We start from the raw sequence: 14,924 nt of genomic DNA on the forward strand, positions 1-14,924 counted from the left end.
GTTGCGGGGGAGGCGGCGCAGATTGAAAATCTGCCAGACGGTATCTACGACGCCCCTCACCCGCTGACCAAAGCGGAACGCCGGATCATGGTCGAGCTTGCGCAGAAATGGCCGGATCGGCCAGCCACCACTTGCCGGATCATCCGACATGTGCCCGCGCGAACGCCTTTGCCTCTGATGGCGGCACAGGCAACCGGGAATTTCGAACTGCGTAGCGGGGCGGTGGTTTCAAAGATAGAAACCGATGCACAGACGGGCCTGGCAACTGGCGTCCGGTACATCGACGCGGCCAGCGGTCAGGAACACACCGTGACGGCGCGGGTGATTGCGGTTTGCGCCTCGACCATTGAATCTGTGCGGCTTCTACTGAATTCTCACGGGCCACGACATGAGCGGGGGCTGGGTAATTCATCGGGCAATCTGGGTCGCTACCTGTCGGATCATCTGATGGTTTTCCGGGCGGGCACCCTGCCTGAAATCGAAGGTCTGGGGCCGGATCATGATCCGTATGATTTCGGTGCCCAGTCCGGCATTTATATTCCCGGTTTCCGTAACCGTGGGGGCCATGAGGATTGTGGGTTCCTGCGCAGCTATTCTTTGCTGGGGTCCGTTGGGCGGATCGAGCCCGGCTGGTTTTTCATGGCAATCGGAGAGGTTCTGCCGCGTGCTGAAAACCGGGTGGAGCTTGACCCAACCAAACGCGATACTTGGGGCATCCCCGCGCCAAAGGTCACGCTGCGCCATTCCGATAATGAACGTGCAATGGTGCAGGACATGAAAGACACGCTGAAGGACGTGTCACAGACCTTTGGTCTGCCCGATGACCTGCTGGGGCGTGAAAGCCTGATATCGAAACTGGCCTATAAAATGGCCGGGCCGCTGGTCTATACCCCCGACGGAGCCTTGCAGCCGGGGTCGTCGATCCACGAAACCGGAGGGGCATGTATGGGTGATGACCCTGCCCGGCATGTGCTGAACAAAGAGCTGGAAGTCTATGATTGCCCCAATGTCCATGTCACGGATTCGGCGTCGTTTCCGACCAATCCATTCCAGAACCCGGGCCTGACCATCATGGCCTTGTCCGCCCGTGCGGGCGCGCGGATCGCCGAGAAAATAGCAACAGAACGCGCGCGCAGTATTTGACGGAGGAACAGGCGTCAGCCGCGTAACCGTCCAACCAGATCGTAATAGGTTTTTTCAAACTGATGATGCACCCAATCCGGGTCGAACCGATCTTCCCTGCTGCGTCTCAGGGCGTTTTTCGCAAGGGTTTTCCGGTGCCCTTCGTCTGACAGGACATCTGCAACAGCCGTGCAGATCGCAGCGACATCACCGATAGGCACCACTGCACCGACGCTGTTGTCGATCAGTTCGACCACGCCGGAACAGGCGGTGGCCACGGCGGGTGTTCCGGCCTGAAACGCCTCAGCGATGGTGAAAGGCAACGCCTCCCACCGAGAGGTCAGCAGGAATAGATCAGCCGCCCGAAGATGACGGATCGGTTTGTCTGTTCGGCCGATGAATTGTAGGTGCTTGCCAACACCTTTTTCCTGCGCCAGAGCATGCAGTTTTACCTCATCCGGCCCGTCGCCGGCGACGACAAAGCGATAGCCGGGGTGGGTCTGTTTCATCCGGGCGACACAATCGATCAGGATATCGATCCCCTTCTGCGGTTGCAGACGGGCCAGCGTTAGGATCACCCGCTCGCCATCCCCAAGCAGCTTGGCTCGCAATTCGGCGATATCCTCCGCGCTGTCCTCGGGCGGAGGCGAGACGCCCAAGCCGATCACTTTTAACTTTTCCTTTGGCACGTTGCCGATGGTCGCCAGATCCTCGGCCGAGCGATGACTGGGCGTAATTACCAGGTCGCATTTGCTGGCAATCCGGCCAAAGGCGGCAATCCGCTCGGGTTCCGATCCGTGATAGGTGACGGCAACCGGAATCCGCCGCCCGGTTCGGGCCAGATTGGCAACCAGCGCAGGGGCGGATTCATGGCAATGGATCAGATCGACCGGATTGTTTGCCAGCCAATGCCGCAACCTCCAGGCGGCGCTGGCCGTATGGCGCAGCCGGTTGGCGATGCTGCCGCCGTCGCCCGCGACATAGCGGGTGGGCAGGTCCAGAAATCCGGCGCCCCGATCCGGACCCGCCCAGATATCGGCGGTGCCCGCCAGCGTGATGCGATGGTTCCTTGCCTCCAGCCAGTCGCTCAGCCCGAGGATATGCCGGGTGATGCCGCCCATGCCAAACTGGGAACCCATTTCGACAACATGGAGGGGATTTGAAGAAGGGGCGGTCTGCATTTTTGTGTAGGTCTGAGCCAAATTTCTTAACAATCGGGCAATCATAACACGCGCATGGTATTTGCCCATGTCATGAAGGCGGATCACGGCAGCTTGCAATCATCTGAAGCAAGCCCGCAACACCGGGCGCGAACCGGGCAACTGCGTGGCTTGTGTCTTTCGATTGTGACGAGGATCGTGTTTGATACCGGAAAGTTATTGGTAATCTGGTACAATTCGCATGCAGTCGTTACGCATTCTGATGTTCACCACATTTTACCCGCCATACTCCTTTGGCGGTGATGCCATTGGCATTCAGCGCATGGCTCGGGCGTTGGTGGCGCGCGGTCATGATGTGACGGTGGTGCATGACGAAGACAGCTATCTGATCCTGGGCGGCAAACCACAGCCAGAAGGTGCCCCGGACGGGGTCCGGCGGATCGGGTTGCGCAGTCGCAATGGCATGATGTCGAACCTGCTGACCCAGCAGCTTGGCCGCCCGGTTGTCCATGCCGCCCGCATCCGCGAGATACTGGCCGAGCGGAAACCGGATATCATCTGGAACAACAATACTTCGCTGATCGGCGGACCCGGCCTGTTGCCGATGGGCGAAGGGCTGAAGATCTATGAGGCGCATGAGCACTGGCTGGTCTGTCCCACGCATGTGCTGTGGCGGCACGGGCGCGAGCTGTGCGATGACCGCCAGTGCCTGCGCTGCGTGCTGAACTACAAACGCCCGCCGCAGCTGTGGCGCTATACCGGCGCGCTGGACCGGGCATTGGATCACATGGACCTGATCATCGCCAAAAGCGAATTCAGTCGGGCCAAGCATCGCGAGTTCGGCCTGCGGCAGGAGATGCAGGTGCTGCCCTATTTCCTGCCCGATCTGGATCAGGACGCCTTGCCGGAACCGGCAGCACACGAACGCCCCTATTTCCTGTTTGTCGGACGGCTGGAAAAAATCAAAGGGTTGCAGGATGTGTTCCCGGCCTTTGATCGTTATCCGGATGCCGATCTGCTGATCCTCGGAGATGGCGATTACGCGGATGAGCTGAAGGCACAAGCCGCAGGCAATGACCGGATCAAATTCCTGGGCCGCAAGACACCTGACGAGTTGAATGCCTATTATCGCGGCGCACTTGGATTGATTGTGCCTTCTGTCTGTTACGAGACATTCGGCATCATCCTGATCGAAAGCTTCCGGCTGGGTACACCGGTGATTGCCCGGCGGCTGGGCCCGTTCCCCGAGATCGTCAAGCGGGCCGGCGGCGGTGAGCTGTTCGAGACCGAGGATGAACTGATTGCAGCGATGCGCGATCTGCAACATCAGCCCGGCCGGCGCGAAGTGCAGGGGACCGCTGCGCGCAAGGCGTTTCTGGATATCTGGCACGAAACCCGGGTGCTTGAGGCGTATGGAGCAGCATTGGCCCGTGCGGCACACGGCAAAGGCAACCGCGCGTTGGGCGCGGCGTTGGAGGCCGGGGCGTTTGAGTTTGGGGCGATGAATCAAATGCCCACCGGGCTTGCGTGCACGCAGGAAGGATTTTCAAATGGCGTACGGTAGAACTTTGGGCAGATCAGAGAGGGATTCATTTGTGAGAGGAATGCTCCGATGGGTGCTGCGACTGTTCTGGGCCATCCTGTCTGGTGTGCTGGTGATCTTCGCGCTGCTGGCTGGCTTTCTTCTGCTGCTTGTGATTGCGAACACAGCGCTGCGAGATCTTGAGGTTACAATGCGGGCAACCACAGAACAGGAGCAATTGCCTGAACCCAATCTGTCAGGCTTGCAACGGGCGGCGCTTTTCGCAACGGCGCAGTTTCTTCCGTTGCATCAACCGGGATTTCAGATGGTCACGCCTGGCCGGATTTTCCGGGATTGCGTGGACTGCCCGGAAATGGTTGAGGTTCCCAAAGGGTATTTCCTGCTAGGTTCTCCGATTTTCGAAGAGGGGAGATATGCGCATCTGTTTAGTCACACACCTCTTCGGGCACAGTTGAAGTTGGCAAATCGGGAAGGTCCGCGGCGTTTGGTACGCATTCCGCGCGCATTGGCATTTTCCCGTTACGAGATCACGTATGGGCAATGGCGCCAGGCGCAGGAAGATCCGGAATGGGCGGCGATAACGGGGCAAGATCCGTATTTGCCCGATTTGGACGCAGGCTATCGCGACGACCAGCCCATGACCCTGATCGATTGGAGTGACGCGAACGCCTATGCGGATTATCTGAGCGCCAAGACCGGGCAAACCTACCGCCTGCCAACAGACGCGGAATGGGAATATGCTGCCCGGGCTGGAACTGTGACGCGGTTCCCATGGGGGAACGACATCGGAAAAAACAACGCTAACTGTATCAACTGCTCGTCTCTTTGGCCGGATCGTAAGCCGGGGCCTGTTGGTTTGCATCCACCCAACGACTTCGGTCTTTATGATATGCATGGCAATGGCTTTGAATGGGTCGAGGATTGTTATGAAGCCTATCATGATTCTGTAACGATCGATGGCTCTGCATTTGTGCGGGAAGCTTGTGAGTTTCGAACCGTTCGAGGGGGTGGTCCGTCGTCACCGGCCTGGCAGAACCGGTCTGGATTTCGGGTTGGTCCACACTATTACAATCGTGGTCATGGCCATGCCATTCGCCTTGTTCGAGAGTTGAGCTAGACGAATGGTATGGTATCAGGGGGCCAGCATTCCGATCCGGTGGGCGTTGGCCATGACCGAGAAGGTGATGGTTGTGGCCGGGATGCTGGGCAGGCATGAGGCATCGACCAGATGTACCCGTGACAGCCCTTTCGGTCGCCCCAGAATATCCGACTGCCCCGCACCAGGCGTTTTGGCCATGGGAACCGAGCCGCCCACGTGAAAGCTGGATCCCACATCGCCGGGGCGACGGGCGAAACTCAGCGGCACAAGCCCTGCCAGCTTCAGGACGTGCCCCATGCGTGCCGTGGCGCGCGCCATGATCTGTTCGGTTTCGTCATTACCTTGCACGGTCGGGGTCAGCCGCCCGTCTGCGGCCATCGTCAGATCGATCCGGGCGGAATGGGCAGAATGTAAAAACGCCTGCGCCACGACCAGCCGTTGCGCCAGCAGCCTCCATAGCGGGGCCGATCCGGGCAGTTTCGAGCCATAAGTATTGATCAGATCATGGGCATAGAACTCGTTCCAGGTATAGACCTGCGCGTGGACCAGATGCGGTGAGACCGCGGGGTCATCCAGTTCAATGAAGATCTGCGGCAGGGTGTGATAGGGCCTTCGGTCCGGGCGACGCGGCGCGCGCCAGTGGTGCAGGCTGGGCAGAAAGAAATGCTGACTGTCCTGTAGTTGCAAGCGGGCTGCGGAGTTCGGAGATGACGCCAGCATCAGCCGCGCGGTTTCCAGAACCCCGGCGGCGACAAAGATACGGTCGGCTTGCAGGGTTTCGCCGTCCTCCAGCGTGACCGTGACATGACCCGGGCGTTCATCGAACTGGCGGACAAGACCGGTGCGATAGCGGAAATCCGGATTGTGACGCAGGACGTCAAGCGTTTGCCCGGACGTATAAATCAGACCCCAGGGACAGCCATGCAGGCACTGGCCGCAATATTGGCAACCGGGTTCAACAGCCAGCCGCGCGGCACCGGCATGGGCCCCCAGTTTCGCAAGCCTCGCTGCTTGGCGATCCAGATGCGTCAGCATCCGTTCGGCTTGCGGCGATGGGGTCAGAGGGGCGCGATCCTGCATGGAAAGGGTGGGGAACAGAGTCTGTAATGCGTCCACCCGACCGCTGATGGGAAGGAATTCCGCAACCGCACGGTAATGCGGTGACAGATCGTCAATTCCGATCGGCCAGTCGGCGATATCTTCGGCGCGGTTGGGCAAAACGGCCGAGCCCCAGAGATTGGACAACCCACCCGCCGCGTGTGAGGCGCGCAATCCGATCCGGTCAGGCGATACCAGCGTTTCCGCCCCCGGCACCATGGCAAAATCCGATCCGAACCGGCGGACTTGCCCGGGTGGCGTGTCGAACTGAGGAGCTTGCCAAGCTTTTACATCATCGGCGGACCAGCTTTCGGGACCGGCCGCGGCCAGCCTGTCACGGCGGGCCTGCGCCGAGCCTTCCAGTCTGCGCCCTCCATCCAGCATCAAAACCTGCCGTCCCCGCGCCAATAGGGCCTTGGCCACGGACACGCCCGATGGCCCCGATCCGATGACCAGATCGGTCACGAGGTTGGGCCCGTCTGTGCCGGGGTATGCGGCCTCATGCGGGAACCGGGCGCTTCATCTCGGCGACGATGTCATCGATGATCTGCTGCAGCGTCCGCATTGGACGGAACCCGGTGACACGCTGCAGTTTCGAGACATCGGGCAGGCGGCGCTGCATATCTTCGAAGCCTTCGGGATAGACCGTGTCGTAAGGAACACATTGAATTTCCGAGGCAGAGCCGGTCGTTCGGATGACCTGTTCGGCCAGTTCGCGGATCGTGACCTCCTGATCGGTGCCGACATTGAACACGTCGCCGCGCGCCTCGGGCAGGGTCATCAGACGGCACATGGCCTCGACCACATCGGCGACATGGCCGAAACAGCGTGATTGTTCACCAGTGCCGTGGACCATCAGTGGCGCGTCTTCCAGTGCTGACTTGACGAAATTCGGTAGCACCATCCCATAGCGCCCGGTCTGACGCGGACCGGTGGTGTTGAAGAACCGCAGCACCGTGACCGGCAGGTCGGATTCGCGCGCATGGGCCAGTGCCAGAAACTCGTCCAGCGTCTTGGCACAGGCATAGGACCAGCGCAGATTGCGGGTGGCGCCGATGGTCAGATCGCCTTCTTCCTGAAAGGGGAAATTGGTGCTTTTGCCATAAACCTCGGAACTGGAGGCGATGAACGTATGCGTCTTGTTCACCAGCGCGGCATCCAGCACGTTCTCGGTCCCCGCCACATTGGTCAGGATCGACCGGCTGGGTTCGTCCATGATCAGCTTGACCCCGACGGCCGCCGCCAGGTGGAACACCACATCCGCCGGATCGACCAGTTCGGCGACCAGCCCCTGGTCAAGAATACTGCCTTTGACAAAAGTGAAGTCCGGGTGGTCCGCGACAGAAGCCAGATTGGACATCAGCCCGGTCGACAGATCGTCAAGGATCGTGACCCGATGCCCTTCACCGATCAGACGTTCCGTTAAATGGGAGCCTATAAACCCGGCGCCGCCGGTAATCAGAATATGCATTTGTTTGTACCAGTCACTGTGTAAGAACCAACTTTACCACGATTTTCCCTGCACCATCGCACGGATGCCGCGCATTGCCCTGCGGGCCGTCAGATAGGGCCCGCCGCGTCCGGCAAGATGCGCCTTCCAGCGGGCGATGTTGTTGAAATAGAACATCTCGAGCCGGGGCAGGTCATAGATATCATCCCCTGCTTTGGCCACGCCCAGACGGGTGCCGACCGAGGTGTCGTAATGCTGCGCGATCTGTCTGAGAACGCTAGAGTTCGACGCGCCATAAGGCGGTGCGAAATGCCGGGTGGGCTGGCCAAGCCGGGCGGCAATGTCCTGCCCTGATCCGCTGACTTCCTCTTCCAGCATGAGCGCATCCAGCGTGGTGAGATCGGGATGAGTGACACTATGCGCGCCAAAACAGACCCCTTCAGCTGCCAGCGTCTCGACCCTGTCCCAGCCCATCAGCGGGCGGGCAGGGATATTGCCCCCGGCCCAACTGTCGCTGCCGCCCATTAGGCCCGAGGGCAAATAGACGATCGGGCAGAATCCGTGATCGCGCAGGATCGGCCAAGCGGTGTCGGCGAAATCTTCAAACCCGTCATCGAAGCTGATGATGACCACGCGGGGGGCAGGCGGGTTGGCCAGTGCGTCCGGCGTGACCACCGGCAAGCCGGACGCGGCCAGCGCCTGCATCTGTGCCGCAAAGATGTCGGGCGCGATCGAGGTTGGCCCCGGCGCATCCGAGATCGAATGATACATCAGGATATCGGCCTGCCAGGCGGACATGGGTCAGTCTTCCACCACATGGGTGGCAAAGATCTCGCGATACCGGTTCCATTTCGCGCGGTCGACATGGCCCTTCTCATCAATGCAATCCGCCGCGCCGTAAGCCATGGCAAAGGCGTGGTGGGTATTGTCGTGAGCAAACAAACCCTGCCGTCCAAATACGAGCAATCCGTCCATATTTGAGAGCCACTGATCCACCGTATCGAACCGCTCTTCATAGCCCATATCGTAAACCGGATAGGCGTGGCTCAGCCGCCGGGTTTCACAGCGGCGCACCGGAACCGTGACCGGCAGGCCCAGCTGACCCAGCCATTTGGTGAATTCCTGCCCCAGTTCCTCGTCGGACATGGACCACCATTTCTCATCCGGGTCGCAGGGCAGTTCGGCGCACAGCACGGTGACACCTTTCGGCGCGCCACTGGCGTTATAGTTCTTGGGCTCTGACATCCGGCTGATCGGGATCGACAGTTCCGGGAAGTAATGGGCATCGAACTCGGTGAACTGGTCTGTCTCCAGCACCAGATACAGCAGGATCATGCCGCGGAAGCGGATCGCACGGGCGGCTTCGACCACCTCGGGCGGCGGCGCGCCGATCAGGCGGGTCAGCCCGGTCAGCGGGATGGTCGACAGGATCAGATCGCCGGTCAGGCGCCGTTCGTCCTCGTCCTCGCGGATCGTCAGGCCGGTGATGCGGGTGACGTCCCGCTCGATGGCAGTGATTTCGGTGTTGAACAGGAAAGTGGCCCCGTTGCTTTCCGCGCTGTTCCGCATCGCGTCCGAGATTTGCCCGAACCCCTTGCGCGGATAAAAGAACCGCCCGGCGGTTTCACTGCGCAGCCCCGGCAGCAGGCGCAGCATCTTCATCAGGATCTTGCCGACCGATCCGCTGCCGACCCGGCGCTCGGCCAGTTTCACGGCTAGCTTGTCCGGGTTCAGCCCCCACAGTTTGCGCACATAGGGGAAATAGAAATTGTCCGAAATCGTCGGCCCCAGCCCGTCATACAGCACGGTCGAGAATGTCTCGGGCCCGGTGCTTTTCTTGCGGAACGGCTTCAGCACCATGTCTCCGATCAGTGACAGGGCAAAAGGCTTGGGCAGGCGCATCAGCGCGTCAGTCAGTTTCAGCGGGAAGTGGATCCATTTTCCGCCCAGCCGGATGCGCCCGTGGCGCGGGCGCAGCAGCAGATCGTCCCCCAGCAGGGCTTTCACATCGGCCAGAACCTCGGGCTCTGCCGCCGGGTGAAACCGATGCGAGCCATAATCGCAGATCACGCCCTCAATCGGGAAGGAAGCTGAATTGCCGCCCGCGATAGCAGCGCGCTCGATCACCGTCACGCGGGCCTGCCCGGTTAACGCATGGGCTGCGGCCAGACCGGCCGGTCCGGCACCCAGTATGATGATATGGGGCTTGTCGTCGCCGTTGGGTCGGGAAACATCCGTCACTTGCACTCTTCCTTTTGGGAATTTGCCGGGGCGCTGAACCGCATCCCGGACAGGGTCAGAACCAGCGCGCCAAGCCCGCCTGCCGTAAACAACACAACCTGCCAGACCAGCCCGGCGGCCACGACCGCAGGCGCGCTGGCACCAAATGGGGCCAGAAACCCGGCCAGCGTGGCCTCGCGCAGGCCAAGCCCGTTCAGCGAGACCGGCAGAACCGCAATGATCTTGGCCAGCGGCCAGGCGAAAATCCACAGCCCGGCTGCCACATCGACACCTGCCGCGATGGCCAGCCACCAGGCCAGCAGGACCAGCACCAGCTGGGTCAGAACCGATGCGACAAAGGCAATGGCCAGCGTGCCGGGTTTGCGGCCCATCCCGGCCAGCGCATCGGCCAGGCGATGGGCAAACCCTTTGCCGGGCAGGGACGGGATATAGCGCCAGGGCAGAGGCAGCAGGCGCGGCATCGCGACCATCCCCGCCAGTGCGGCCAGCAGGATCAGCGCAACCGGCCAGATCATATGCCCGCCGGCAGCGCTTTCCCATGTCAGCACCAGACCCAGACAGGACAGGGTCAGCAGCGCGACCATGTCGATCAGCCGGTCAACGGTCGCGCCCGCGACGACCTGCGCACCGTCTTTCATCGCGGCCTGCGCCAGACCGGCCCGCACCGTATCACCTCCAATTGCGCCGGGCAGGCACAGATTGGCGGCCAGCCCGGCAAAATGGGCCCGGATGGCCAGCAGGGGAGGAAGCCCTCGGTTCAGCAGCAGCCACCATTTCAGCGCGGCCCCCACATGGGCCAGCAGGAACAGGGCCAGCACGCATAGAAAGACCCAGATCGGGATCGACTTCAGTGCCGTCACGATGGCCTCAGCGGGAAGCAACCAGAACAGGATCGCCAGCACCACGACCGACCCGGCCACCCGGATCAGCCAACGCCGTTGACTTGGGTCGGAAAGCAGCCTGCCGCTCATGTCACGGTCTGAGGTGCAGCCGCGAGATCATGTCGGCGATCAGCCCCAGTGACCAGATCATGATCGCTGCCAGGAATGAGAACACTGCAGTTTCGCTGAGGTTCCAGTAGAACATGTCGATAATGAACTTCACCGTGCCCAGCGTGAAAAATGCCAGACCTAAAGGGATAAACACCCGTAGCGGGTTGAACAAAGTGCTGATGCGCAGGATCAGGATGATGAAGTTCAGGAAGTCAATCGGACGGATTTTCGATTTGCCCACCCGTTTGCCGTATTCGATGGGCGTATAGATCATCCTTTTACCATTCGAGGTCATGCACAGCGTGATCGTGGTGGTGAACGAAAAGTTCTGCGGCAGCAGCGGCAGGAATGGGATCAGCTCGGATTTGCGGAACACGCGCAGGCCCGAGTTCAGATCGTTGATCTTGCGCTCGGCCAGAAATGAAGCGAAGGCGAACAGGAATTTCTTGGCCGGCCGCCGCAGCAGCGGCACGTTTTTCATCGCAGCACCCCGATCGCCCACCACCATGTCCTGATCGCGGCACATGGCCAGCATGCTTGGCAGATAGCGCGCAGGGTATGTGCTGTCGGCATCCAGAATGGCCACATATTCATGCTGCGCCATCCGAACGCCGCGCTTGAGGCTGGCGCCATAGCCGGAATTGACATCGTTGAAGGTGACGGTGGCACCACTGGCCTCGGCCTCGGCGCGGGTATTGTCCTGGCTTGCGTCATCCACCACGATAATTTCGTAAGGGATATTCAGCGGCTCGAGATGGGCGCGCACGTCCTCGACAGTATGGCGGACGGCGTTTTCCTCGTTATAGGCAGGGATGACCACGCTCAGGCTCATGCCGGCGGTTTCCGATGCGATCAGCTCTTCAGATGTGGTGCTGCTCGTCACCATCGGCTCTGCGACTTTGTTCATGAAAATGAAAACCTTTTATTCACTTAATAGTCCCAGCCCCAGCCCCCGCTGCAAGATTTGCGTGACGCATGGAACGTAACGGGCATAATTCCCTGTATTGCGTATAGTATTCGAACACGTACAGACTGAACATAGACAATAAATTTGACCAAATTCGACCGTTAAGGCGTCAAGTTTGTAATTACGTATATTGCACGCAGCAGGTGCAAGTGTTTGAGGCATGTGTCGCCTGGAACATGGCGGGGTGCGGGCAGCAGGAAGGAAACGGATGTCAGGGCGGCAGAGTTTCAGCAGCGGAGTTGCCTGGATGTCGGCGGGTATCTGGGTCGAACAGGCGTTCAACTTCATCATTTTTGCCATTCTTGCCCGTATTTTAGGGGTCGAAGCCTTCGGCCTGCTGGCGATGGTTGCGGCCTTTGTGCTGTTTTCCGAATTTCTGGTGCGTGAAACGATTTCCGACATTCTGCTGACTCGTGATGCGCTGTCACCAGAGCGGCTGAATTCGGTTTTCTGGTTGCTGGCGCTGCTCGGGGGTGTGTTGACAATTGCGCTTTATCTGGGCGCAGGGCTGGTCTCGAAATTCTACAATGAGCCGATTGCGGGCGAATTGTTGATAGGATTGTCCCCAACAGTTCTGATGATTTCGCTGACGGCAGTGCCTGTGGCGATCCTGCGCCGGGAAATGAAGTTCCGTGTTCTGGCTATCCGCGCAGCACTTGGCGCGGCGGTCGGAGGGGTTGTGGGAATTGGCATGGCGCTGACCGGTTACGGGGTCTGGAGCCTGGTCGGTCAGCGGCTGGCGATGACAGCGACCAATATCGTGATGGCCTGGGGCGCGGTATCCTGGCGTCCGGCATTCCACGCGTCGCGGGATCACATGCGCAGGATTTTGCACTTCAGCCACCGGATTCTGGGCCTGCGCGCGGCGGAGCTGGCGGCGGTGCAATCCCCCGCGGTGATCATCGGCGCGATGCTGGGGCCGGTTCCGGCGGGGTATTATGCAATTGCCTGGCGGGTGATCGAGACGGCCTCGTTCCTCATGATCACGCCGCTGCGCACGGTGGCGCAACCTGCCTTTGGCGCAGCGGCGCGCGATGGAGGTCAAGCGGCGGATCTGCTGATCGACGTCATGCGCCTGACCGGGTTTCTGGCTTTTCCCGCCTTTGCCGGTCTGGTGGTTCTGTCGGAACCCGCGCTGGTCTTGCTGTTTGGTCAGAAATGGGCTCCGGCGGCTCCGGTCCTGAGCCTGATGTCGGTGTTCGGCATGTATCTGTGTGCCGAAAAGGTGCAGCAGACCTTCTGTCTGGCCGCAGGTCAGGCCGGGCGTCTCGCGATCCTGTCCTGGGTCGAGGTGGCGCTGGCGGCGGCAGTGATCGCGGTGCTGGCCCCCTATGGGCTACCGGTTGTCACAGCTGGTTTCGTGGCGGTCTTTCTGTTGATCTGGCCGCTCAAATTCGCCAATCTGGGCCATATTGCAAAGCTGCCCGGCTCAGCTTTGATGCGGCAGCATCTCGCACCGTTTCTGCTATCTGCAGGAATGGCTCTCGCAGTGTTTGGGATCACACGGCAACTGGATGGGATGTCTCAGATTTTGCGTCTTCTGATCGGCACTGCGACTGGAATTGTTGTTTATTGTCTGTTGGCTATTCTGTTTTTGCGCGACAGGTTGCGTCTGCTGATCGCAATGGTGCGTATGAAAGAGGAAACAGATCCCGAGATTGACCCGCAAGAGGTCAGTGGATAGCACATACTAATGCGCTACCCATCCTGGTTGATGAGCGAAACAGGCAGCTACCAAATCGGTGCGCCGAGGCGGAAATTGACGGTCTTTTCCGTGCCGTTGGATTTTTTGAGGTGAGCGGTGATGTTATTCTCCGTCTCCGAAGGGAGCAGCTCAAAACTGGCGATGGCCCTGTCACCGTTCTGTGTGAATTTGACTGCCTGCACCTCATCGCCATTAATCGTGATCGCTGCAGCCTGAACATCAGGCTCACCGATCCGAAGTTGGATATCAAGGGCGGTGTCGCGCCGGAGTGGGGCGTCCATAATCAACCGGGCAACCGACGGTGGGGTGTCAATTGCAAAAGCTCTGGTTCTGTCGTGGGAATTGGGGCCAAAACGGTAATACGCGGTAAACAGAATACCCGCCAATAACAGAAGATAGCCCCACCGGGTCCATCCCATACCACGCCAGATGCGCCTAAGTGGGCCATTTTGCGTGGCATCAGGGGCAATTCTGGCCGCGAAAATCAGGGCGCCTGTAAGGGCAAGGCCGGTGGCAATCAGGCCGAGAATAATCCATAGCGCCATCGAGAACGCGCCGCCCCAGGTGCCGAAATGCAGCATATCCATCAAGGGCTTCCAATAGGTGAACCCTCCAATATCATCCGGCGTAAATGCCCCCAAAACGTCAAGCGTGACAGGATCTATGAACACACTGCCTGTTCCGAAAAAGCCTGAATGGCCATCCAGATTTCCGGAAAAATTTATACTATCGGTCTTCTTGTCTGGCAGGAATACAAGGAACGGATCAAACCCTGGCAGCGCTTCCCGGGCCCGGGCTTCTGCCTGGTCGATAAGGGTCGCGTCAAGATTGGCGGGCAGAGCAACATCGCGGGGAACGGGGGGTTTGGGGTGTGGTCTGGTGCCATCGAGTCCCAGACTGCCCAGCAGGAAATAGAAGCTGGTAACGGCGGTCAGAAACAGCAGCGGAGCGGCCCAGAGGGCCGTCAGTCGATGCGTGCTGCCTGCCCATGATCGGAAGCCGACTGCGCGGCCAGGCCAGCGGAAAAACCCTTTCCAGAAGCGTCGATAGGTAATGAGGCCGCTGACAAGCTGAAACAAAAGCACGACCGACATGGCGCAGACCAGCATGAATACGATCCGCTGTTCGGTCAGGAACGTGTCATGAAGATCACGCAGGATGTTGCGAAAGCCCAATGGTCGTGTTTGCGCGACAACCGCGCCAGTGGTGGGGTCGGTCCAAAAGCTGACTTTCTCTCCCCAGCCTGTGTGGGCTGCCGTACGGTCCACGAACCAGGGGGCTGGTCGCTTATGGATGATAAAGATGCGACTTTCAGGGTGAGTCTCTTTGATACTGCCGTAAATTGCGCCAAAGCTGGCGGTGCGTTCTTCCTTGGTGGCGGTGGTCCAGATTGCCGTACGACCAACCGATTCAAGTTCGAAACCGGCAACAAGCAATGTGCCGGTCAGAAACATGAATGCGAAGAAAAGCGACAGATGCAGCCCCAGCCAGGTGTGGAGTTTGAAAAGTGAATTGCGGATTTTGCGGTTCATCTGAATGTTTATCTG

Annotated in this window: 12 protein-coding genes; 4 read left to right on the forward strand and 8 right to left on the reverse strand. The window is 59.8% G+C overall.

The annotated features are described in order from the left end of the window. Positions 1-1,143 (forward strand): GMC oxidoreductase (locus tag AC2FLZ_RS17555; protein ID WP_496882491.1); only part of this gene is annotated, 1,143 nt, incomplete at its 5' end. 14 nt (positions 1,144-1,157) lie between these two features. Here the strand turns inward: AC2FLZ_RS17555 and AC2FLZ_RS17560 are convergent. Next, positions 1,158-2,261 (reverse strand): glycosyltransferase family 4 protein, encoded by a 1,104-nt coding sequence (locus AC2FLZ_RS17560; protein ID WP_496882492.1) that lies wholly within the window; start codon positions 2,259-2,261, stop codon positions 1,158-1,160. A 262-nt stretch (positions 2,262-2,523) separates the two neighbouring features. Here AC2FLZ_RS17560 and AC2FLZ_RS17565 point away from each other — a divergent pair, with 262 nt between their 5' ends. Both AC2FLZ_RS17565 and AC2FLZ_RS17570 read left to right on the forward strand, forming a co-directional pair. Further along, positions 2,524-3,846: a glycosyltransferase gene (locus tag AC2FLZ_RS17565; RefSeq protein ID WP_496882493.1), complete on the forward strand. Its 1,323-nt coding sequence runs from the start codon at positions 2,524-2,526 to the stop codon at positions 3,844-3,846. A gap of 40 nt (positions 3,847-3,886) precedes the next feature. Continuing rightward, positions 3,887-4,942, forward strand: a complete 1,056-nt coding sequence (locus tag AC2FLZ_RS17570; RefSeq protein WP_480555434.1) for a formylglycine-generating enzyme family protein — start codon at positions 3,887-3,889, stop codon at positions 4,940-4,942. A gap of 15 nt (positions 4,943-4,957) precedes the next feature. Here AC2FLZ_RS17570 and AC2FLZ_RS17575 read toward each other — a convergent pair whose 3' ends face one another. Genes AC2FLZ_RS17575 through AC2FLZ_RS17600 form a run of 6 tightly spaced genes read right to left on the reverse strand, consistent with a single transcriptional unit; the run spans position 4,958 to position 11,612 of the window. Continuing rightward, positions 4,958-6,487, reverse strand: a complete 1,530-nt coding sequence (locus AC2FLZ_RS17575) for a GMC oxidoreductase (RefSeq protein WP_496821581.1) — start codon at positions 6,485-6,487, stop codon at positions 4,958-4,960. A 34-nt stretch (positions 6,488-6,521) separates the two neighbouring features. Continuing rightward, positions 6,522-7,493 carry an NAD-dependent epimerase/dehydratase family protein gene (locus tag AC2FLZ_RS17580; protein ID WP_496821579.1) on the reverse strand — a complete coding sequence of 324 codons (972 nt, stop codon included), beginning with the start codon at positions 7,491-7,493 and terminating at the stop codon, positions 6,522-6,524. A 33-nt stretch (positions 7,494-7,526) separates the two neighbouring features. After that, positions 7,527-8,270, reverse strand: coding sequence for a polysaccharide deacetylase family protein (locus AC2FLZ_RS17585; RefSeq protein ID WP_496821577.1), 744 nt, complete (start codon positions 8,268-8,270; stop codon positions 7,527-7,529). Between the two features lie 3 nt (positions 8,271-8,273). Then, positions 8,274-9,713, reverse strand: coding sequence for a protoporphyrinogen/coproporphyrinogen oxidase (locus AC2FLZ_RS17590; RefSeq protein ID WP_496821575.1), 1,440 nt, complete (start codon positions 9,711-9,713; stop codon positions 8,274-8,276). Further along, a complete protein-coding gene (locus AC2FLZ_RS17595) occupies positions 9,710-10,684 on the reverse strand; it encodes a lysylphosphatidylglycerol synthase transmembrane domain-containing protein (RefSeq protein WP_496821573.1) in 975 nt (324 codons plus the stop codon). Before AC2FLZ_RS17595 ends, AC2FLZ_RS17590 begins: the two co-directional genes overlap by 4 nt. Position 10,685: 1 nt before the next feature. After that, entirely contained in the window at positions 10,686-11,612 is a 927-nt protein-coding gene (locus AC2FLZ_RS17600) for a glycosyltransferase family 2 protein (RefSeq protein WP_480520180.1), read from the reverse strand. A 268-nt stretch (positions 11,613-11,880) separates the two neighbouring features. Between AC2FLZ_RS17600 and AC2FLZ_RS17605 the strand changes: the two genes are divergently transcribed. Further along, positions 11,881-13,356, forward strand: coding sequence for a lipopolysaccharide biosynthesis protein (locus AC2FLZ_RS17605; RefSeq protein WP_496882494.1), 1,476 nt, complete (start codon positions 11,881-11,883; stop codon positions 13,354-13,356). A 47-nt stretch (positions 13,357-13,403) separates the two neighbouring features. On the opposite strand, the gene AC2FLZ_RS17610 is transcribed toward AC2FLZ_RS17605, so the two are convergent. Further along, positions 13,404-14,909, reverse strand: a complete 1,506-nt coding sequence (locus AC2FLZ_RS17610; protein WP_496882495.1) for a PepSY-associated TM helix domain-containing protein — start codon at positions 14,907-14,909, stop codon at positions 13,404-13,406. Positions 14,910-14,924: the final 15 nt, after the last annotated feature.

The organism is Ruegeria sp. YKSF131 (assembly GCF_059612645.1).

What these genes read in the sequence shown, in the direction of transcription:
- AC2FLZ_RS17560 (WP_496882492.1), bottom strand. Translation starts at nt 2,261, where the DNA reads ATGGGTTCCCAGTTTGGCATGGGCGGCATCACCCGGCATATCCTCGGG.
- AC2FLZ_RS17565 (WP_496882493.1), top strand. Translation starts at nt 2,524, where the DNA reads ATGCAGTCGTTACGCATTCTGATGTTCACCACATTTTACCCGCCATAC.
- AC2FLZ_RS17570 (WP_480555434.1), top strand. Translation starts at nt 3,887, where the DNA reads ATGCTCCGATGGGTGCTGCGACTGTTCTGGGCCATCCTGTCTGGTGTG.
- AC2FLZ_RS17580 (WP_496821579.1), bottom strand. Translation starts at nt 7,493, where the DNA reads ATGCATATTCTGATTACCGGCGGCGCCGGGTTTATAGGCTCCCATTTA.
- AC2FLZ_RS17585 (WP_496821577.1), bottom strand. Translation starts at nt 8,270, where the DNA reads ATGTCCGCCTGGCAGGCCGATATCCTGATGTATCATTCGATCTCGGAT.
- AC2FLZ_RS17595 (WP_496821573.1), bottom strand. Translation starts at nt 10,684, where the DNA reads ATGAGCGGCAGGCTGCTTTCCGACCCAAGTCAACGGCGTTGGCTGATC.
- AC2FLZ_RS17600 (WP_480520180.1), bottom strand. Translation starts at nt 11,612, where the DNA reads ATGAACAAAGTCGCAGAGCCGATGGTGACGAGCAGCACCACATCTGAA.
- AC2FLZ_RS17605 (WP_496882494.1), top strand. Translation starts at nt 11,881, where the DNA reads ATGTCAGGGCGGCAGAGTTTCAGCAGCGGAGTTGCCTGGATGTCGGCG.
- AC2FLZ_RS17610 (WP_496882495.1), bottom strand. Translation starts at nt 14,909, where the DNA reads ATGAACCGCAAAATCCGCAATTCACTTTTCAAACTCCACACCTGGCTG.